Here is a 19,981-nt window from a genome sequence, read left to right as displayed (position 1 = left end):
CAGCGGCCCTGTGCAACGGGGCTTCGGTGATCACCTACGGTCGACCAGGAAGGCACCCTTCTCGTGTCCGCACAACCCCCGCTTCACCTCGCCGTGGCGCTGGACGGCGCCGGCTGGCACCCCGCCGCATGGCGTGAGCCGGACGCCCGGCCCCACGACCTGTTCACCGCCCGCTACTGGGCCGATCTCGTGGCCGAGGCCGAACGCGGTCGGCTCGACTTCGTGACGTTCGAGGACTCGCTCGGGCCGCAGTCCTCGCACCCCATCGAGCCGGACGCGCGCACCGACCAGGTACGGGGCCGGCTGGACGCGGTGCTCGTCGCCGCCCGGGTCGCCCCTCTCACGCGCCACATCGGATTGATCCCAACGGTGGTCGCCACCCACACGGAGCCGTTCCACATCTCCAAGGCGATCGCCACGCTGGACTACGTCAGCGCCGGTCGTGCGGGTGTGCGCGTCCAGGTGTCGGCACGGCAGAACGAGGCCGCGCACTTCGGCCGCCGGACCGTCCCGCGTCTTCGCTTCGACGAAAGGGACACACCGGAAGGCCGCGAACTGAGCGCCGAGCTCCTGGGGGAGGCCGCCGACCACATCGAGGTGGTGCGGCGCCTGTGGGACAGCTGGGAGGACGACGCGGAGATCCGCGATGTCGCCACCGGACGTTTCGTCGACCGCGACAAGCTGCACTACATCGATTTCGAGGGGAGGCACTTCAGCGTCAAGGGACCCTCGATCACCCCCCGGCCGCCACAGGGACAGCCCGTCGTGAGCGCGCTCGCGCACGGAAGTGCGAGCTTCCCCCTGGTGGGCGGTTCGGCCGACATCGGCTTCGTCACCCCGCACGACACCGACCAGGCCCGCGCCGTCGTCGCCGACATCCGTGCCGCACAGGCCGTGGCGGGACGGGAGGAGGAGCCGCTGCACATCTTCGGTGACCTGGTGGTGTTCCTGGACGAGGACCCGGCGGCGGCCGGCGCCCGCAAGGAGCGTCTGGACCGTCTCGCGGGCTACGTCTACACCAGCGACGCCGAGGTGTTCACGGGGTCCGCCGGGCAGCTGGCGGACCTCCTGCTGGAGTGGCGCCGGGCCGGCCTGAGCGGCTTCCGGCTGCGTCCAGGAGCGATCGGTCACGACCTGGAGCAGATCACGCGGCACCTGGTGCCCGAACTCCAGCGCCGGGACGCCTTCCGGCATGCCTACGAGGCGGACACCCTGCGCGGGCTCCTCGGACTGGCCCGCCCCGCGAACCGTTACGCCGCTGCCTGAAGCCGGAGGAGTCGTACGACCATGAGCAAGCAGAGCACGAGCGAGCCGACGTCCGGCAAGCAGAGCACGAGCACACCGGTCCCGGGCAAGGCGGCCTCGGGCAAGCCCCTCAAGCAGATCCACCTCGCGGCCCATTTCCCCGGCGTCAACAACACCACCGTATGGAGCGACCCGCGGGCGGGCAGCCACATAGAGTTCAGCTCGTTCGCGCACTTCGCACGGACCGCCGAGCGGGCCAAGTTCGACTTCCTCTTCCTCGCCGAGGGGCTCCGTCTGCGCGAACAGGGCGGTCTCATCTACGACTTGGACGTGGTGGGGCGGCCCGACACCTTCACCGTGCTGTCCGCGCTCGCCGCGGTGACCGAGCACCTCGGCTTGACCGGCACCATCAACTCCACCTTCAACGAACCCTATGAGGTGGCCCGGCAGTTCGCCGCGCTTGACCATCTCTCCGCCGGACGCGCCGCCTGGAACGTCGTCACCTCCTGGGACGCCTTCACCGGCGAGAACTTCCGGCGCGGGGGCTTCCTGCCACAGGAGCAGCGCTATTCCAGGGCCAAGGAGTTCCTCTCCACCGCGACCGAGCTGTTCGACTCCTGGCACGGCGGAGAACTCGTCGCCGATCAAGACTCCGGCATCTTCGTCAAGGACGCGCGGGCCGGAGCGTTCGCCCACCAAGGACAGCACTTCGACATCGCAGGGCAGTTCAACGTCCCGCGCAGCCCGCAGGGCCGTCCGGTGATTTTCCAGGCGGGCGATTCCGAGGAGGGGCGCGAATTCGCGGCTTCTGGTGCTGACGCCATCTTCAGCCGGCACAGCACAATGGAGGCGGGCCTGGAGTTCTACGCCGACGTCAAGGGACGCCTGGCCCGCCACGGACGGGCCCGTGACCAACTGCTGATCCTTCCCGCGGCGACCTTCGTCCTGGGCGACACGGAGGCAGAGGCACAGGAGCGCGCGCACGAGATACGCCGTCAACAGGTCAGCGGTCGGACCGCGATCAAGTACCTCGAACACATCTGGAACCGGGACCTGTCCGGTTACGACCCGGACGGCCCGCTCCCCGACGTCGACCCGGACCCCGGCGAGAACACGATTGCCCGCGGCCGGGCCAGCGTCCGCAGGTTCCGGGACCCGCTCGTCGTCGCCAGGCAGTGGCGCGAGCGCGCCGCGGCGGAGAACCTGTCGATCCGCGAGCTGGTCATCGAGACCACCGGTGGCCAGTCGTTCATCGGCACGCCCGCCACCGTCGCCGAGACCATCAACTCCTTCGTCCAGGCGGACGCCGCCGACGGCTTCATCCTGGTCCCGCACATCACCCCGGGCGGCCTGGACGAGTTCGCCGACACCGTGGTCCCGCTGCTCCAGGAACGGGGGGTGTTCCGCGACGAGTACACGGGCACCACGCTCCGCGACCACCTCGGGCTGTCCCATCCCGACGCCCACGCGGAGCCCGGGGCCGGGCGGGCCGCGTCATGAAGTTCCTGGCCGTCACCCTCATCGTGCACGCCCCGGATCCGGTCACCGGCGTCCAGAAGTCCACCAACGAGCGTTTCCGTGAGGTCGTCGACAACGCGCGGCTGGCCGAGGAGCTCGGGTTCGACGGATTCGGCGTCGGTGAGCGCCATGAGAGGCCGTTCATCTCCTCCTCGCCGCCGGTTGTACTGAGCCACATCGCCGCACTGACCTCCCGGATCCGACTGTTCACCGCCGTCACCACCCTCAGCCTGCTCGATCCGGTACGCGCGTTCGAGGACTATGCGACCCTGGATCACCTGTCGGCGGGCCGCCTCGACCTGATCATCGGAAAGGGCAACGGCACTGCCCAGCGAGAGCTGTTCCATGTCACGCCCGAGGACCAGTGGGACCGCAACGCCGAGAGCTACGAGCTGTTCCGCCGCATCTGGCGGCGGGACAGGGTGAGCGCCCTGCCGCGGTTCCGCCCCGAGCTGGCAGACGCCGAGGTGTGGCCCAGGCCGCTCCAGCAGCCCATCCGGGTGTGGCACGGCAGCGCGACCAGCCGCGAGTCGGTCGATCTGGCCGCCCGCTACGGTGACCCCCTCTTCTCGGCCAACGTCACCCACCCGATCGAGCCGTACGCCGAACTCGTCCGCCACTACCGGGAGCGGTGGGAGCACTACGGTCACGACCCGGCTCGGGCCGTCGTCGGCGCGGGAACGGCCGGCTACTACGCGGCCCGCACCTCACAGGAAGCGATCGCCGCCTACCGGCCGGTGTTCGAGGGCCAGCTCGCGTTCCAGAAGAGCGCGGGCGTGGAGCCGGTCTTCGCCACCTTGGAGGACTTCGTCGAACGCAGCTCGGCGCTGATCGGCAGCCCGCAGCAAATCATCGACAAAGTGCACCGCTACCACGAGCAGTTCGGGCACAGCGTGCTCCACCTGCGTGCCGAGGCGAGCGGGCTCACCCATGCCCAGCACCGGGACTCACTCGAACTCTTCCAGTCCGGCATCGCCCCCGTTCTGCGGCGTGACATCCCCGACCCGCCGTTCCCCTGGGCCCCGCGCCTTGCCGAGTCCGAGCGGGAGTCCGAGTCCGAGCGGGAGTCCGAGTCCGAGCGGGTCTCCGGCCGGCTATCCGCGCCGAAGCGCGGGCCGGCGATCGCGCCCACCGAGAGTTGAGGAGCACCACCCGATCATGTCCGACATCCGCCTCGGGGTCCTCGACCTGGTCCCGATCCCGTCCGGCTCCAGCGCCGCGGACGCCCTGCGCAACACCATCGATCTCGCCCGGCAGACCGAACGATTCGGCTATGCCCGGTACTGGTTCGCCGAGCACCACCTCAACCCGGGTGTGGCCGGGGCCTCGCCCGCCGTGGTGCTGGCCCTGACCGCCTCCGCGACGTCCACGATCAGGATCGGCTCGGGGGCCGTACAGCTCGGTCATCGCACCGCTCTGTCCACCGTCGAGGAGTTCGGTCTCATCGACGCCCTGCACCCCGGGCGCCTCGACCTGGGGCTTGGCCGCTCGGGCGGCCGTCCCCCCGGACAGAGCACGAGCCCCCGGCCGACCACGATCCCCGTCGTCGACGGGCGCGCTCCCAACGGCCTGAGGATCCCGCCACGGTTCTCCTTCGAACACCTGACCGGGTCGCCTCGTTTTCTGCTCCAGCAGCAACTGCTGCGTCAGCCGGACGCACGCGCCCAGGACTACGGCGAGCAGGTCGACGACATCCTCGCGCTCCTGCGGGGCGACTACCGCTCCGCGGACGGTGTCGACGCACACGCCGTCCCCGGCGAGGGCGCCGAGGTGGAGGTGTGGGTCCTGGGCAGCAGCGGGGGCCAGAGCGCCGAGGTCGCGGGCCGCAACGGCCTGCGTTTCGTGGCCAATTACCATGTCAGCCCGGCCACCGTTCTGGAGGCGGCCGAGGGCTACCGCGCCGCGTTCCAGCCGTCCGACCACCTCGACAAGCCCTACGTCGCCGTATCGGCCGACGTTGTCGTCGCCGAGGACGACGAGAGGGCCCGCGAGCTGGCCGCCGGATACGGCCCGTGGGTGCGCAGCATCCGCACCGCCGAAGGCGCCATCCCCTTCCCCACCCCGGCCCAGGCACGTGCCCACCCCTGGACCGAAGCGGACCGGGCCCTGGTCGCCGACCGTGTCGACACCCAGTTCGTCGGCTCCGCGGCGCGCGTCGCCGACCGGCTCGAACAGCTGCAGGAGGCCACGGGCGCCGACGAGCTCATCATCACGACCATCACCCACGACCACGCCGACCGGGTGCGCTCCTACGAACTCCTGGCACAGGAGTGGCACCGCCGGTGAGGTGCCGCATCCCGGGACCTGATGCCGTGCACATGTCGGGACCCTTCGGATGCCCGGATGCCCGGATGAGCTGGGCCGGTGGCGTCTCCTGTCGCGCGGTTCCCGGCGCGATCGGGTAACCAGGAAGGGTGAACAGGGACGCGAGCGACTCCTTCGTACATGTTCGGGGCGCCAGTGAGCACAACCTGCGGAACATCGACGTCGACGTACCGAGGGACGCGATGGTCGCGTTCACCGGCGTCTCCGGTTCGGGCAAGTCCTCGCTCGCCTTCGGCACGCTCTACGCGGAGGCCCAGCGCCGCTACTTCGAGTCCGTGGCCCCGTACGCCCGCAGGCTGCTCCAGCAGGTCGGCGCGCCGCACGTGCAGGAGATCACCGGTCTGCCGCCGGCCGTGGCTCTGCAGCAGCGGCGCGGGTCGCCGAGCTCGCGTTCGACGGTGGGCACCCTGACCACGCTCTCCAATCTGCTGCGCATGCTGTACTCCCGGGCCGGTACCTACCCGCCCGGGGCAGACCGCCTGGAAGCCGAGTCGTTCTCGCCCAACACCGCGGCCGGCGCCTGCCCGCAGTGCCACGGGCTGGGCCTGGTGCACGATGTCGCCGAGGACCTGCTCGTCCCCGACCCCTCACTGAGCATCCGCGAGGGAGCGATCGCCGCCTGGCCGGGTGCCTGGCAGGGCGCCAATCTGCGCAGTGTCGTGAGTGGCCTGGGGATCGACATCGACCGGCCGTGGCGCAGGCTCAGGAAGAAGGACCGGGACTGGCTGCTGTACACGGACGAGCAGCCCTCCGTGTACGTGGAGCCGGAGGAGGACCGCATCGACTACGGCTACCAGGGCACCTTCTGGAGCGCCCGCAAGCACGTGATGCACGTCCTGGCCGACTCCAAGAGCGAGAGGATGCGCGAACGGGCGCTGCGGTTCGTCAGAAGCGTGCCCTGCCCCGCGTGTCAGGGCAGCGGACTACGGCCCGAGGCGCTCGCCGTGACCTTCGCCGGACGTTCCATCGCCGAGATCAACGCGATGCCGCTGTCCCGGATCGTGGCGCTGCTGCGGCCCGTCGCGGGGCGGCCCAAGGCCGACGCCACCACGTCGATGGCCCGGTCGGGGGAGACGACGGAGGCCGCGGTCCGGATCTGCGGCGACCTGGTCGCCCGGGTCGACGTGCTGCTCGGCCTGGGCCTTGGGTATCTCAGCCTCGGGCGCCGTTCGACGACCCTGTCGCCCGGCGAGGCGCAGCGGCTGCGCATCGCCACCCAGCTGCGCTCGGGTCTGTTCGGCGTCGTCTACGTCCTCGACGAACCCTCCGCGGGCCTGCACCCGGCCGACGCGGAACCACTCCTTGACGTGCTGGAGCGCCTCAAGGCGGCCGGCAACTCGCTGTTCGTCGTGGAACACGACATGGACGTCGTACGCCGGGCGGACTGGGTGGTCGACATCGGCCCCGGTGCGGGCGAGGGCGGCGGACGCGTGCTGTACAGCGGCCCCTTCGCCGGGCTCGAGCGGGTGGCGGAGTCGGCCACGAGCCAGTACCTGTTCGGGCGCGCCGAGCCGCTCGGTCACCGCCCGCGCACACCACACGGCTGGCTGCGCCTGCGCGGCGTCTCCCGCCACAATCTGCACGACGTGTCCGTCGACGTACCGCTGTGTGCCCTGACGGTGGTGACGGGCGTGTCCGGTTCCGGGAAATCGACGCTGGTGACGCAGGTGCTCGCCGAGGTCGTCCGCAGCCATCTCGGACTCGGACCCGAGGAACCCGACGAGGCGCGGCTGGAGGTCGACGTCCGGGATGCGTCGGGGGTCGAGACGTTCGACCGGCTGGTCCTGGTGGACCAACGGCCCATCGGCCGGACCCCCCGGTCAAATCTGGCCACGTACACGGGGATGTTCGATGCGGTGCGCAAGCTGTACGCGGCGACGGACGAGGCCAGGGCGCGCGGCTACTCGGCGGGCCGGTTCTCCTTCAACGTCCCCGAAGGGAGGTGCGAGACCTGCCAGGGCGAAGGATTCGTCGCGGTGGAACTGCTGTTCCTGCCCGGCACCTACGCGCCGTGCCCGGCCTGCCAGGGCGCCCGGTACAACGCCGAAACGCTGGAGGTCACCTACCGCGGGAAGAACATCGCGGAAGTCCTCGGGCTGTCCGTCGACGCCGCCGCCACGTTCCTGTCCGCGGTCCCGGCCGCCTCCCGCGCTCTGGAGACCCTGCGCGAGGTCGGGCTTGGCTACCTGCGGCTCGGCCAGCCCGCGACGGAACTCAGCGGTGGCGAGGCGCAGCGCATCAAACTGGCCACCGAACTGCAGCGGGCCCGGCGCGGGCACGCGCTCTACCTGCTCGACGAGCCGACCGCGGGACTGCACCCCTCGGACATCGCGCTGTTGCTGCGCCAGCTGCACCGCCTCGTCGACGCCGGCAACACCGTCGTCCTCGTCGAGCACGACCTGGACACGATCGCCACCGCAGACTGGGTCATCGACCTGGGACCGGGCGGCGGCGACACGGGCGGGCGAGTCGTCGCGGCCGGCCCGCCGGCCAAGGTGGCCAGGTCCCGCCGCAGCGCCACCGCTCCCTACCTCGCGGCCCGGCTCGCCGCGCGCGAGTGAGGGGCGCGCGGGGCCGAGCACCGGCTGTGGGCCGTCAGCTGCGGGCCGCCGGCCGCCGGCCGGTGGGGGCCGGAGACCGCCTCCAGCGCTGTCCGGGCCGGCCGCCCGAAGGGACCCAAAGCGCGTCCGGACCGGGGTTCGGTCCGCGCGCGTCCGGGCAGCAGGCTCCGGGAGGAGTTCTCAGGGCTGCTTTCCGGGAGCGGGATCAGACAGGGCGCCCGGCCGCCACTCCCGCCTGAGCAGTCCGAACACCCACGAGTCGGATACGTCGCCGTTCACGACGCAGTCCTCCCGCAGCGTCCCTTCGCGCACGAAGCCGACCTTCTCCAGGACCCGGGCGGATGCCACGTTGCGGGTATCGGTCTCGGCCTGGACCCGGTTCAGGTCGAGGGTGTCGAAGGCCCACCGCAGCACGGCGTGCGCGGCCTCCGTGGCGAAGCCGTGGCCCCACATCGCTTCGTCGAGGCAGTAGCCCAGCGACGCGCTGCGGTAGTCCGGGTTCCATCCGCTCAGAGCGCACCAGCCGACGAAGGCCCCGTCACTGGCTCGGTCGATGGCTACCCGTGCCCCGGTGTGTTCGTCGGCCATCTTCTGGCACATCGCGATGAAACGTCGGGCGCGGGCCTGGTCCTTCCAGGGCGGAGAGTCCCAGTAGCGCATCGCGTGGGTGCTGCTGTGCAGCGCGAAGAGACGGTCCGCGTCGGCGTCGGCGAAGGGACGCAGCCGCAGGCGGGCGGTGTGCAGGGTGGGGGTGGCCAAAGTCATGCGCACCATCGTGTGTCCTGAGGGGCGGGCGGAACACCGAATATCCGGCCCCCGATCCGGTTCCGCACGGTCACGATCACGGTCACGGGTACCCGCCCGCCCACCGGCGGAGCGCGCCCGTGGCGCCATGGCACGTGTCGGCCAGGCCGGGCCGCACGCCGCCGCTCAGCCGCCGCCCATGCCATCGCCCTGTCGAAAATGGGTTTCCGGCATCGGATTGTCGTGATTCACCGGTTCCTTCGTCCCCAGGCAGGCCCAGACCCAGAACGTCCCCAGGCCCACACCCAACAGACCGACCGGAATGAGTACTGCGAGAGCCCACTCGGGCATGCCGCCTCCCCTGTCCTCTCCAGACCTACCAAGTGCCGTGTCACCACGGTAGAACCCACCACTGACAACGGAGCCCGCGCTCGCCGCTCGTTCGGCAGACGGCAAGATGCGCGCCTCCGCGGTGCCCGGTCGCTGCACGACGACCGACTGGGCGCCTCCAGCGCCCAGGCACCCTCTGGCGCCAACTCCGCGACGCGCGGCGGCAGATGACCGGTCAGCGCGTCGGCATCGCCGCAGAGCGGGGGCGGGCGCTCCTGTCGCGGGGAGCCGGTGGGCCATCGAGGAGTGCGGCCGGACCGCCGAGCAGAAATGCGCCCGGACGACTACCAAGCCCGCCGCCACCCCGGCGGGCACGGCCACCTGACCCTCGTGACGGCAGCCCATGCGTGTCTAACCGTCCTGCAGACGCAGACGCAGACGCAGACGCAGACGCAGACGCGGACGCAGACGCAGACGCCGGCTCGGGAGCTGGACATGGAGAAAACAGAAAACGGATCCTCCTCGGCCGCGTCGCCCCACCTACTTCAGCGGTAGTCCTCCGGGTGGCCCTGCATCCATGTGTTGATCTTGTCGCGAGTCCCGATCAGCAGGGTCTGGTGGCTCTTGAGGTTGCCGAAGGAGCGATCGCCGCCGAGCTGTGCGTCCAGTTTCTTGATCAGGGCGATCGGTTCGGGGAAGTGACCCGGTCCCTTCGGGTCTGCCTTCATGGCGCTGTTCATGGTGTGGAGTTCGTCGTAGACCCGCCCGAGGAAATAGGCGCAGTTCCCGGGGGTGCACGATTCACCCAGCGTCGCCTGGAGCCCGGCGAAGGCGTCGCGTACCTTCACCGCCCCCGGTGTCGCCGGCGCGTCGGGCGTCGCCTCGGACACGGTGGCATCGCCGCCGGATGCCGATCCCTGCGGCGTCGCCGACGACGACGCATTCCGGCTCGCTCCCGCGCCGGCTCCACGCCCACCCGCGACCGCCGTGTCGGACTTCGGTGACGTACCACAGGACACACAGAGCGCGGCCAGTACCAGGGAGGCGACGGCCGCGCCCCGCGCCGATGACTTGAACATGGATCCCCCGTTGTCTTCGAGCTTCGAGTCAGTCGACGATACATAGGTCGCCTCCGGTAACGGCGCCCAGGTTCGGCCGGCTTCAGGGGCGGCGCTACGACGTGTCCGGCACCCGCAGGGCATCGCCGGCCGCATTGCGGCGCACGGTCCGGACTTGCCGGGGGCCCGCCTCCCGGACGTGGACGTCCAGGGGCGGCGGGCTGCTTTCCTCCGGGCACGACGGCGTCGGCGGCCGTGCAGACGAGCTGGTCACACTCAGGCCGACTTCGCCGACTTCGCCGACCCGCACGGGCACCGGATGTGCCGGGTCGCCGGAAGCGGAAGTCGCGGTCCTCACCGTCAACAGGCCCTTCCGGGCTTGTTGGTGGCAGGCAGGGATGATCCAGACATCCCGGCCTCGATCACCCGGTGACGGGCGGGTGGCCTCCCGGCAACCAGCCCAGTAGGGGAGGGTTGTTGGAGCCGAAGGCCCCCGTTTTGCTGAATCCTTCGATGACGTACGCTGCCGAACGGCGACGCGGTCAACGCGGTGAGCCGTGAGGCCAATGGCACGGGGATCGATGACGTACTCAGGGGAAACTGCTGGTCCTCCGGGGCCCGCCGCCGACGGGACGGCGGGGCCCCGGGACGGCCGCACCTGGGACTCGGCGCTTTCGGCCGAGGAATTCGCCGCGGTCAAGGGCGTCGGGTTCGAGCCGACCGGTCAGGTACTCGGCACGGCCGTCTTCAACATCGGGTACTCCGGCGTTTGGGGCTGTCCGGGTGCGTGGTCGCCCGCGGACGGCACGAAAGCGGCGTCCTCGGCGTGGAGGCCGTCGTTCGCCCCGTTGATGACGACGATGTACACGGCACGCAGGCTGGCGCTGTCGCGCGCGGTGGCCGAGTGCCGGGCACTCGGCGGTGACGGGATCGTCGGGGTGCGGCTGAGGATCGGCGCATTTCCGGCGGGGGGCCTCGAGTTCACGGCGCTGGGCACCGCGGTCCGGGCCCACTCGCGCATCCGGCCGCGTCAGCCCTTCACGTCACACCTGAACGGTCAGGACTTCGCCAAGCTCGTGCACAGCGGCTGGGTACCCACCGGACTCGCCTTCGGCATCGCCCTCGCGACCCGCCACGACGACTGGCGTACCCCGGGCCCGAGTTCCTGGACCGCGGGGAACCAGGAGATCGACGGCTACACCCTGCTGATCAACCATGTCCGCCACGAAGCGCGGGAACAGCTGGCCTTGGACGCGTCGAAGCACGGCGGCGACGGGATCGTGGTGGACGACGTGACATTGCGCGTGTGGGAGCGCGACTGCCCCACGATCGGGAGCACGCGCGACCTCAGCGCGGAAGCGGTCTTCGTCGGCACCTCCATCGCCAGGTTCGATCGTGCCGAGCGGCCCCCCGGACCAAGACCACTGACCATCATGAGACTGGAGCGCGAGCGCTGACATGACCGAGCGAACGGGACAAGAACCGACCGGAGGAGCCGCACAACCGTCCAGGGACGGCATACCCGAGGACGCGATGCGGCGACTCGCTCAGCTCCAACCGGGGCAGAAGGGCTCGCTGTTCACCTCGGACCTGACGGTGAACGAGTTCCTGCTGGTGCGCGAGGCCGGCTTCCGCCCGCTCGGGCTGGTCCTCGGCTCCTCGGTCTACCACGTCGGCATCCAGCTCGGCCGTTGGACGAAGAATCAGGAGCTGACCAAACTGTCCCAGGCCATGTACCACGCGCGCGAGCTGGCGATGAGCCGCATGGAGGCAGAGGCGAGCGCCCTGGGGGCGGACGGCATCGTCGGGGTGCGGCTGGACATCGAGTTCAAGGAGTTCGGCTCGGACATTGCCGAGTTCATCGCGGTCGGTACGGCGGTCAAGGCGGACGGCGCGGACCCGGGGGCGACCGGAACCTGGCTCAACAACAAGGGCAAGCCGTTCACCTCGGACCTGTCCGGTCAGGACTTCTGGACGCTGATCCGGGCCGGATACGCACCGCTGGACATGGTCATGGGCTCGTGCGTCTACCACGTGGCGCACCAGCGCTTCGCCCAGGCGTTGAGCACTACGGGCCGCAACGTCGAGATCGAGCCTTTCACCCAGGCGCTCTACGACGCACGCGAGTTGGCGATGAGCCGCATGCAGGCGGAGGGGCAGGCCCTGGAAGCCGAGGGCATCGTGGCGGTCCAGCTGAGACAGCACTCGCACACCTGGGGAACGCACACCACGGAGTTCTTCGCGATCGGGACAGCGGTGCGCCCCCTGCGCGACGACCACGTGATTGCCCAGCCGACCATGGTGCTGAGCCTCGATGCCTGAGGGGGAAGTGGAACTGCTGGCCGCGGCGCTTCGCCAGGACAGCGCGGACCTGAACCTGTACGCCAACGTGCTGTCCGCGAATTTGGCGGATTCCCTGCCGCCCGGGGCCGTACGGGTCAAGCGCAGGCGTTCCGTCACGGAACGTGTGGCCGGGCGCGAGGGATCGGTCGCGGAACTGGACGTCGCGCTCGGGGACCAGCGGCTCTCGCTGCGGACGAATCGGGGGCGGGTGGCCTGTCAGATCCGTCACGAGGTGCGGGGCATCGTGCTCTCTCGGCGCGACGTGGGCCTGGACGAGTGGATCGATGCACTGGCGCAGTCCCTGGCAGACGCGGCACTCTCCAACGCCCGCGCCCGCGAGGCCATCGAGCGCTTCCTGACCTGACCGCCGACAACTGCCGTACCAGTCCCGCACCGGGTTCGCGGCAGGGCTCCGGGGTCGCGCACGGCCCACGCCTTCTGCCCAGGGCCGACGGACACAGTGGGGTAGGCCGCGTTCGCGGTCGAGCGGGTTCCGCGCGGGCCGTCCAGCGGTCCGGATTGCCGACGCGTTCGGCGGGTCGGCGGACTAGGCGGCGAGGTCCGTCTCGGTCCGGTCGGCACCGACGGGGCGGCCGGCACGGGCCGTCGCAAGGATGGTGTCCGCGACCGCAATGGCATCCTCCACGCAGACAGTCGCGGTCATCACGCACAGCGTGTAGGCGACGTCCTCCAGCTCCCTGGCCGCACCTGGGTCACCGTGGCAGGAGTGGGCGATCCGTGCCTCGGCGTAGCGTGCGAGGAGGATCCGCAGGGTCTTGGGGTGAGGTTCGAGCATCGCAGCAGGGCCTCTCGTGTCGGGTTACGACCACCGCGTTCCCCTTCGTTCGCACTGCATGCGCACTCGTTTCGTTCGTAGCTGTGTGGATATCCAGCCTTCCTGCGAGATCGCGGCCCAGTGCACCCATCCTCGTGCACACGCTCCAAGGCTTTGGGGGCGGATGACGGTGCCGGTCGACCTCGGCTTCTTCACCGGAGGGGTCCGACGCATCAGCCGGTCGAGTCATGGCCTCTCGCTCCAAGAAGACGGATGACGAGTGTCGATGAGAGCGAGGTGATGGCGAGGCTGGAGTGCCGGCCGTAGCCGACGCAAGCCGATACGGCAGTCGTGCAGCCGCCGGGCCAGGCCGAGAGAGCGCGGAGGTCTTGGGCGCCGCCGAACGTGAAGCGGCTGATCAACCCGTCATCCCGAAGGCACCGCCCGCCGCGGCCCTCCCGCTCGTCGGGATACCGCACCGCGACTGCCGCACGGGCGACAGTCTGGAGCCGCCGCCGACTTGAAGCCACGTCGCCTGCAACGTCGACGCCCCGGGGGTGTGGCCGGCCCTGGTGCGGGTCTGAACATGGCTGGATCGTGCCGGGTCCGGATCGGAGGGGGCCTCCCGACCGCAACGGCCCACGTGAGCGGGGGTGCGGCGCGCCTGCGCCAAGCCCATCTGCCCGATGGGGCGCCTCCCTGTTGCCCTCAAGTACCTGGCTCTTGGATCAAACCCCTTGTATCCAGGATGAGTTGGAGTTTTTCCCCATGGGAAGAGAGCCCCGCCATGCCTGACCGAGACGACGTCAGAGCGAACGCCGCCAACGCCTCCAAGAAGGACGGATCCGCGACCGCCCGCAAGTCCGGGGCCGGGGGCGGGACGCCGTCGTCCGCCCTCCTCGCTCTGCAGAGTTCCGCCGGCAACGCGGCCGTCGTGCAGATGCTCCGCAACGCCGGCCATCCCTGGGCGCAGGAGAAGCATCAACATGGCGCGGGCTGTGGGCATCAGCAGGCGGAACAGCCCGAGGTGCAGCGGTCGGCGGTGCACGATGTGCTGCGCTCGGGTGGCCGTCCGCTGGACGACGCGACCCGAACCGACATGGAGTCGCGGCTGGGTGCGGACTTCTCGGAGGTGCGGATCCACAACGACAGTGCTGCGAAGGCCTCGGCGGCAGAGGTCGGCGCTCGGGCGTACACGTCGGGCAGTCATGTCGTCATCGGTGACGGGGGCGGCGATCAGCACACCCTGGCCCATGAGTTGACCCATGTCATCCAGCAGCGCCAGGGGCCGGTGACGGGCACCGACAACGGCTCGGGCCTGAAGGTCTCCGACCCCTCCGACCGCTTCGAACGCGAAGCCGAGGCCAACGCGACCCGGGCCATGTCCGGCCCGTCGGTACAGCGCGCCGAGCCGCAGTCGCGTGAAGCCGGCACCGCACAGCCGGCCGAGCGGCATGCGGTGCAGCGCGCTCCCGGCACCGAGAGCGCTGCCACGGCGGTGTCGATCGCCGAGGGGCAGGTGGGTGAGGTCGGGCCGGGCGGCACGATCACTTACCCCAGCGTGACCAGCTGCCTCACCATCACGGTGTACCTGCGCGATGGCGGCAAGGTCGGCGGCCATGCCAGCCTGTTCCGGGTGGAGGGCGGCCTGTACTCGGACCAGATCCTGTCCGCCATCAAGTCGCGTGTCGGCAAGCGCAGGGTGGAGTCCGTGGCGGTCAGGGGGGCCGTTTCGTCCTGGAACCCCCAGTACCTGGTGAAGGCGATCGAGCGCTCGGAAACGCCGCCTGCGCAGACCGACGACCCGGACGGTGTCGGGGACGTCGTGGCGACCGCCCTGGACCGCCAGCGCAACAAGGTCTCCGTGCGTGAGGTTCCGGACGGCACGCTGACGGCGTGAGGGCGGGGGAGGGGCGATGCATGGCGTCGCCCCTGCCCGTCAGCCGGAGCCAGGCCCGCTCGGCTGGTCAGCGGTCATGGAGAGGGGACTTTGAAGGCACGACCTAGCCCAGTACTCGCCCGAGGAAGCCGCGCAGGTAACCCGTGACGACGTCCAGGTGACTCTCCAGCAGGAAGTGACCGCCGTTGATCAGATGCACCTCGGCGTCCTTGGCGTCGCGGGTGAAGGCCTGGGCGCCGGCTGGTCCGAAGATCTCGTCGTTGCGGCCCCACACGGCGAGTACCGGGACTTCGCTGGTGCGCAGGAATTCGTGCAGCAGCGGGTAGAGCGGGCGGTTGTTCTGGTAGTCGCGGAACAGCGCCAGCTGGACCTCGTCGTTGTTCGGGCGGGAGACGAGTGCGAAGTCGTGCTGCCAGGTGTCGGGGCTGACCCGGCTCGGGTCGGGTACGCCGTGCAGGTACTGCCACCGGATGGCGTCGATGCCCAGCGCGGCGCGGACGGCGGGTTCGGTGTCGGGGCCGGGGTTCGCCCCGTAGGCCCAGACGTCGGTCCAGAACGATTCGACGAAGCCGTCCTCGTAGCCGTTGCCGTTCTGGGTGACGAGGGCGGAGATCCGGTCGGGGCGCCGGAGCGCGAGGCGCCATCCGATGGGGGCGCCGTAGTCCTGGACGTAGAGGGCGTAGCGATCCAGGCCCAGCTGGTCGAGCAGTTTGCCGGTGAGGTCGGCGAGGGCGTCGAAGGTGTAGGTGAACTCCCCTGCGAGGGGGGCCGCCGAGTGGCCGAAGCCAAGGTGGTCCGGCGCGATGACGTGGTAGTTGTCGGCCAGCAACGGGATGAGTTCGCGGAACATGAACGAACTGGTCGGGTAACCGTGCAGCAGGACGATCGCCGGGGCGTCGGCGGGACCGGCTTCCCGGTAGAAGATCTCGTGGCCGTCGACGACGGCGGTCCGGTGGCGCACCACACTCATCGTAACCCCTTTGGATGCTTGATCCGGTTAGTTCCTCGCCATGCAAGCACGCCATGGACTAACCTGTCAATGGATCCAATCCGGTTAGAGGAGGGAGTGGTGCCCGATGGACGTTCTGCTGGACCTGCTCAACAGCAGGCCGATGGTGAACGGTGAGGAACGGGACGAGCTCGGCGACCCGGCCAACGGCAAGCGCTGGGCGCGGGAGCATGGCGGCGACGGCAGCACCGCAGAGCTGGAGCTGCTGCGTGAGGCGCGGGACGCCCTACGAAACGTCGTGCGCGGAGAAAGCCCCCCAGACGTGCTGAGCCCGCTGCTTGACGGGGTCCGCCAGATTCCTGAGATCACCTCGGATGGTCTCCAGTGGACAGTCGAAACCCCCCTGCACGCGCGGCTGGCCGTCGAGGTGCTCCTCGCCTGGGCCGCCGGCGAGAAGGACCAGCCCGGCCGACTCCGCCCTTGCGCCAACGCCGAGTGCCAGCTGTTCCTGCTCGACCGCAGCCGCGCCAACCGCGCGCGCTGGTGCTCGATGGCTGTGTGCGGCAACCGCGCAAAAGCGCGCCGACACTACGAGCGCACCCGCTGAGCCGGTTCCAGACGCCAATCGGCACGCCGATCGGCACGCCGATCGGCACGCCAATCGTCTCGACCGGGTCGGCACGCCCGCAGCAGGGAGAGCGGCGCGGGTCCGGGGGAGGACCGTCCCATGGATCCCAGTATTCAGCCCTGGTCCGGACGCGGACACGAACGTCGCTCCGATGCGTTCGGTGGGTTCTCGCGAGGTCTGTCGGGCGAGGACGACGACCCTGAAGACGGGGTCCTTGCCGGGCGAGCTTCTGCTCCGTCGTTGCCGCCCACGCCTCGCGTTCTTCCCCGATCCCATCGACGGGCGGCTGAAGCGGTTGCCGGTCTGGGACGAAGCTTGGCTCAAAGGTGGTCACGGGCGTTGGCCGTCCGACGGGCCGTGGCTTGGTGTACTCGGGGCTGGGGCAGTAAGCAGGCATGCATTCCTCCCTCAGACGTATCGGAACACTCCTGGTCGCCCCGGCCCTCGCCCTCGCCACGATCACGGCCGGCTTCATCGTCGGCGCCACTCCCGCGTCCGCCGAGGTCTTCTGCGGGTCCCACTCCGTGGACGGCGCCATCTGGACCGAGTACACCCAGACCCCCGGCGTCCAACGTTCGCTGGGCTGCCCCACCACCGACGAACTCGGCACCCCCGACGGCGTTGGCCGCTTCCAGGTCTTCGACAATGGCTCGATCTACTGGACCCCCGACACCGGCGCCCACGCGGCGTGGGGTGCGATCCGACAGCACTGGGCCGACCTGGGCTGGGAACGCGGCTATCTGGGCTACCCCCTCACCGACGAGATCACGAACCCCGACGGTTACGGCTTACGCCAGCAGTTCCAGGGCGGCACCGTGTACTGGAGCCAGTACAGCGGCGCCCACGCCGTCCACGGGGTCACCGGCTGGTGGTGGGGACAGAACGGGTACGAGAGCGGCTACTACGGCTACCCGACGTCCGACGAATACAAGGAGGACTACGTCGGAGGCGACGAGGACAACAACACGGGCGTGCGGCAGGACTTCCAGTCCGGCCGCTACATCCTTTACAGCGGCGGCCAGCCCAACGCCTTCGAGAGCTGCCACACCGCGTGCATCGGCTATGGCGGTATCACCAACTCGAAGTGGGTGAAGAAGACCGAGGTCTACATGAACCTGGCCGACCAGAACAAGCGCTCCACGCATGTCACGCCGACCGACGCCGCGTTCGCCAGTACGTCGCGCTCGGACACCGCTTCCAGCGACTCCGCCGACAACTGGAAGCAAGTCTGGTCCAACACGCTCATGTTCCCGCACGCCACACAGGGCGAGATGCACTCGACGTACGAGCAGTTGTACTGCCACGCGTCGTACTCCTACCCCAACGGCAGCGGCGGCCACGCCGGCGGCGCGACCTGGGACCTGGAAGCCTGGCACTACGACATGGTCCCCTACGACGCGGGCAAAGCACTCCAGACCGGATGCAACTGGGGAGAGTAACCCCCTCGCCTGACCCGCCACATCGCCACCCAGGCCGGACACAAGGACGGACTCGAAAAGGACAGGGCCGGCGAGCGTGAACTCCGAGGTGCCCCTGGCGAAGACCGCCAGGGGCAAGCGGGTGCAGCGTGAGAGGCGTCGAGTCGCTCCGAGAGGAGGAGAGGCACGAGAACGTCATCTCGACACCGAGGCCAGCCCCGCGTCCGCCAGGCGAGCGGCCGTATCGCGGTCGCGCCCCGGCCGGAGGCTGTCGGACGCGCCGGCCGGCCGGCCGGAGTCAGCTTCCGATGCTGCGCACGTTCTCACGCATCTTGGCGATGGCGAAGCCCCAACCCTGCTGGACCGTAGGCTTGGCGGGCACGGCGATCTCGTCCGGGTTCGTCAGCACGTCGAGGACGACAGGTCCGGGTTCGGCGAAGGCGCGCTCGATCGCATCGGCGAGGTCCTCGGCGCGCTCCACGCGGATGCCCTTGAGGCCCAGTGCCTGCGCGACCGCGGCGAAGTCCGGGTTGTCCAGGACGGTGCCGAACTCGGGGAGCCCCGCCTGTTCCTGTTCCAGTTTCACCATGCCCAGGCGCTGGTTGTCGAAGACGACGAGCTTGATGGGCAGTCGCTCGGTACGGATCGTCATGAGGTCTCCGAGCAGCATCGACAGGCCTCCGTCGCCGCAGAACGCGACGGTCTGCCGGTTCCGGTCCAGGAGCTGGGCGCCGATGGCCTGCGGCATGGCGTTGGCCATGGAGCCGAGGTTGTAGGAGCCGATCAGGCGGCGGCTGCCGCGCATCTCTACGAAACGGGAGAGCCAGACGGTGGCCATGCCGGTGTCGGAGGTGAACACGGCGTCGTCGTCCGCCGCGGCATCCACCGCGGCGGCGAGCGCCTCGGGGCGTACCAGGTGGTCGCGGTTGTCGAAGGCCGAGCGGACCTTGCCGATCAGGCCCTTGTCGTGATCGGGTGAGGCGAGGCGGCGCTGTCCGTCCTGCCAGTGGGTGAACTTCTCCCGCGCCGAGTCGAGGTGCTTGCGGTCCTCGCGGGCGGCGACGCGATCCAGGAGTCCGCGCACGGTGGGGCCGACGTCGGCGGCGAGCGCCACGTCGACGGGTACGCGCCGTCCGATGTGTTCGGCGACGCGGTCGACCTGCACGACCTTCTTGCCCTCGGGATACCACTCGCGGTAAGGGAAGTCGGTCCCGAGCAGGACCAGGGTGTCGGCGTGGTCCATGGCGTGGGCGGCGGCCGGATTGCCGATCAGGCCGGTCTGGCCGACCTGGAAGGGGTTGTCGCCCTCGAAGCCTTCCTTGGCCTTGAGGGTGAGCACCATGGGCGCGGCGAGCCGGTCGGCGAGGGCGAGGACGTCGTCGCGCGAGGAGCGGGCCCCGCGGCCGACGAGCAGGGTGACCTTCCCGCCGTCGTTGATGAGGCGTGCGGCCTCGTCGAGGTCGGGGTCGTCGGGCCGGTTCTCGGAGCGGGCGACGGAGAGCCGCACCGGGCGGTCGGCGGGCAGTTCCTGGCCGCCGATGTCGCCGGGCACGGTGAGGACGGCGACGCCCCGGCGGCCGATGGCAGTGCGCACGGCGACCTCGAGGAGGGCGGGCAGCTGCTCGGGCGAGGTGACGGTGGCGCGGAAGACGGCGACGTCCTTGAAGAGGAGGTCGTTGTCGACCTCCTGGAAGTAGTCGGTGCCGACCTCGGACAGGGGGACCTGCCCGGCGATGGCGAGCACGGGTGTGCCGCTCTTGGCCGCGTCGTACAGACCGTTCAGCAGGTGCACGGAGCCGGGCCCGACAGTGCCCATGCAGACGCCGAGGGTGTCGGTGAGCTGGGACTGCGCTCCGGCCGCGAAAGCGGCCGCCTCCTCGTGGCGGCAGCTGACCCAGGAGAGGGTCTCGGAGGTCCGGATGGCGTCGGTGAAGGGGTTGAGCGCGTCACCGACGACGCCGAAGACGTGCCGCACGCCGAGTTCCTCCAGCGCGTCGGTGAAGAGGCGGGCGACGGTACGAGACATGAGTACATGACCTTTCTGCGGGGCGCCGGCCTGAAGGGATCCGGCCTGCGGTATCCGGCCTGCGTGTGTCTTACGAGTGTCTTACGGGATGCCGTCGGCGGGTGCACACATCTGGTGCGTCCCGTCACGGAACGTCGAGAAGGACGGAGGGCAGGGCGGCG

At 70.1% G+C, this 19,981-nt stretch carries 16 protein-coding genes and 2 pseudogenes; 12 read left to right on the top strand and 6 right to left on the bottom strand.

Going from position 1 to position 19,981, the window contains the following annotated elements:
* Window positions 1-63 precede the first annotated feature (63 nt).
* The 5 genes from OG432_RS00400 to uvrA all read left to right on the top strand — a co-directional run bounded on the left by OG432_RS00400 (window position 64) and on the right by uvrA (window position 7,649).
* Window positions 64-1,266, top strand: coding sequence for an LLM class flavin-dependent oxidoreductase (locus OG432_RS00400; protein WP_328306495.1), 1,203 nt, complete (start codon window positions 64-66; stop codon window positions 1,264-1,266).
* Window positions 1,267-1,287: 21 nt separating this feature from the next.
* Window positions 1,288-2,745, top strand: coding sequence for an NtaA/DmoA family FMN-dependent monooxygenase (locus OG432_RS00395; RefSeq protein ID WP_328306493.1), 1,458 nt, complete (start codon window positions 1,288-1,290; stop codon window positions 2,743-2,745).
* Complete coding sequence (locus OG432_RS00390) at window positions 2,742-3,905, top strand: LLM class flavin-dependent oxidoreductase (protein WP_328306491.1); 1,164 nt, start codon at window positions 2,742-2,744, stop codon at window positions 3,903-3,905. The genes OG432_RS00395 and OG432_RS00390 overlap by 4 nt, the downstream gene beginning before the upstream one ends.
* Before the next feature lie 16 nt (window positions 3,906-3,921).
* Window positions 3,922-5,049 (top strand): MsnO8 family LLM class oxidoreductase, encoded by a 1,128-nt coding sequence (locus tag OG432_RS00385; RefSeq protein ID WP_328306489.1) that lies wholly within the window; start codon window positions 3,922-3,924, stop codon window positions 5,047-5,049.
* Window positions 5,050-5,177: 128 nt separating this feature from the next.
* Window positions 5,178-7,649 (top strand): excinuclease ABC subunit UvrA, encoded by a 2,472-nt coding sequence (uvrA, locus tag OG432_RS00380; protein WP_328306487.1) that lies wholly within the window; start codon window positions 5,178-5,180, stop codon window positions 7,647-7,649.
* A 180-nt stretch (window positions 7,650-7,829) separates the two neighbouring features.
* Here uvrA and OG432_RS00375 read toward each other — a convergent pair whose 3' ends face one another.
* Both OG432_RS00375 and OG432_RS00370 read right to left on the bottom strand, forming a co-directional pair.
* Window positions 7,830-8,414: a GNAT family N-acetyltransferase gene (locus OG432_RS00375; protein ID WP_328306485.1), complete on the bottom strand. Its 585-nt coding sequence runs from the start codon at window positions 8,412-8,414 to the stop codon at window positions 7,830-7,832.
* A 165-nt stretch (window positions 8,415-8,579) separates the two neighbouring features.
* The gene (locus tag OG432_RS00370; protein WP_328306483.1) at window positions 8,580-8,744 is read right to left on the bottom strand and encodes a hypothetical protein; all 165 of its coding nucleotides are present in this window, start codon (window positions 8,742-8,744) and stop codon (window positions 8,580-8,582) included.
* Window positions 8,745-9,000: 256 nt separating this feature from the next.
* Here OG432_RS00370 and OG432_RS00365 point away from each other — a divergent pair.
* A pseudogene (locus tag OG432_RS00365) lies at window positions 9,001-9,278 on the top strand (hypothetical protein); the annotation flags it as partial.
* Here OG432_RS00365 and OG432_RS00360 read toward each other — a convergent pair.
* A complete protein-coding gene (locus OG432_RS00360; RefSeq protein ID WP_328306481.1) occupies window positions 9,269-9,802 on the bottom strand; it encodes a hypothetical protein in 534 nt (177 codons plus the stop codon). The pseudogene OG432_RS00365 and the gene OG432_RS00360 sit on opposite strands and share 10 nt — an antisense overlap.
* Window positions 9,803-10,362: 560 nt before the next feature.
* On the opposite strand from OG432_RS00360, the gene OG432_RS00355 reads away from it, so the two are divergent.
* The 3 genes from OG432_RS00355 to OG432_RS00345 are packed head-to-tail and all read left to right on the top strand — an operon-like array spanning window position 10,363 to window position 12,488.
* Window positions 10,363-11,238: a heavy metal-binding domain-containing protein gene (locus OG432_RS00355; protein WP_328306478.1), complete on the top strand. Its 876-nt coding sequence runs from the start codon at window positions 10,363-10,365 to the stop codon at window positions 11,236-11,238.
* A gap of 1 nt (window position 11,239) precedes the next feature.
* On the top strand, window positions 11,240-12,103 hold the full coding sequence (locus tag OG432_RS00350) for a heavy metal-binding domain-containing protein (protein WP_328306476.1): 864 nt from the start codon (window positions 11,240-11,242) through the stop codon (window positions 12,101-12,103).
* Window positions 12,096-12,488: a hypothetical protein gene (locus OG432_RS00345; RefSeq protein ID WP_328306474.1), complete on the top strand. Its 393-nt coding sequence runs from the start codon at window positions 12,096-12,098 to the stop codon at window positions 12,486-12,488. The genes OG432_RS00350 and OG432_RS00345 overlap by 8 nt, the downstream gene beginning before the upstream one ends.
* Before the next feature lie 183 nt (window positions 12,489-12,671).
* Here the strand turns inward: OG432_RS00345 and OG432_RS00340 are convergent, their stop codons facing one another.
* Window positions 12,672-12,920 (bottom strand): DUF5133 domain-containing protein, encoded by a 249-nt coding sequence (locus OG432_RS00340; protein WP_328306472.1) that lies wholly within the window; start codon window positions 12,918-12,920, stop codon window positions 12,672-12,674.
* A 766-nt stretch (window positions 12,921-13,686) separates the two neighbouring features.
* Between OG432_RS00340 and OG432_RS34885 the strand changes: the two are divergent.
* Window positions 13,687-14,391, top strand: a pseudogene (locus OG432_RS34885) (eCIS core domain-containing protein); the annotation flags it as partial.
* 511 nt (window positions 14,392-14,902) lie between these two features.
* Here OG432_RS34885 and OG432_RS00330 read toward each other — a convergent pair.
* Window positions 14,903-15,769, bottom strand: a complete 867-nt coding sequence (locus OG432_RS00330) for an alpha/beta fold hydrolase (RefSeq protein WP_328306470.1) — start codon at window positions 15,767-15,769, stop codon at window positions 14,903-14,905.
* Between the two features lie 106 nt (window positions 15,770-15,875).
* On the opposite strand from OG432_RS00330, the gene OG432_RS00325 reads away from it, so the two are divergent.
* The gene (locus tag OG432_RS00325; RefSeq protein ID WP_328306468.1) at window positions 15,876-16,355 is read left to right on the top strand and encodes a CGNR zinc finger domain-containing protein; all 480 of its coding nucleotides are present in this window, start codon (window positions 15,876-15,878) and stop codon (window positions 16,353-16,355) included.
* A gap of 416 nt (window positions 16,356-16,771) precedes the next feature.
* Window positions 16,772-17,815, top strand: a complete 1,044-nt coding sequence (locus OG432_RS00320; RefSeq protein WP_328306466.1) for an LGFP repeat-containing protein — start codon at window positions 16,772-16,774, stop codon at window positions 17,813-17,815.
* Window positions 17,816-18,092: 277 nt separating this feature from the next.
* Here the strand turns inward: OG432_RS00320 and OG432_RS00315 are convergent, their stop codons facing one another.
* Complete coding sequence (locus OG432_RS00315) at window positions 18,093-19,820, bottom strand: thiamine pyrophosphate-dependent enzyme (RefSeq protein WP_328306464.1); 1,728 nt, start codon at window positions 19,818-19,820, stop codon at window positions 18,093-18,095.
* Window positions 19,821-19,981 lie beyond the last annotated feature (161 nt).

It is taken from the genome of Streptomyces sp. NBC_00442, assembly GCF_036014195.1.
In the GTDB taxonomy this organism is placed as follows: domain Bacteria; phylum Actinomycetota; class Actinomycetes; order Streptomycetales; family Streptomycetaceae; genus Streptomyces.
This window is presented reverse-complemented; position numbering and strand designations above follow the sequence as displayed.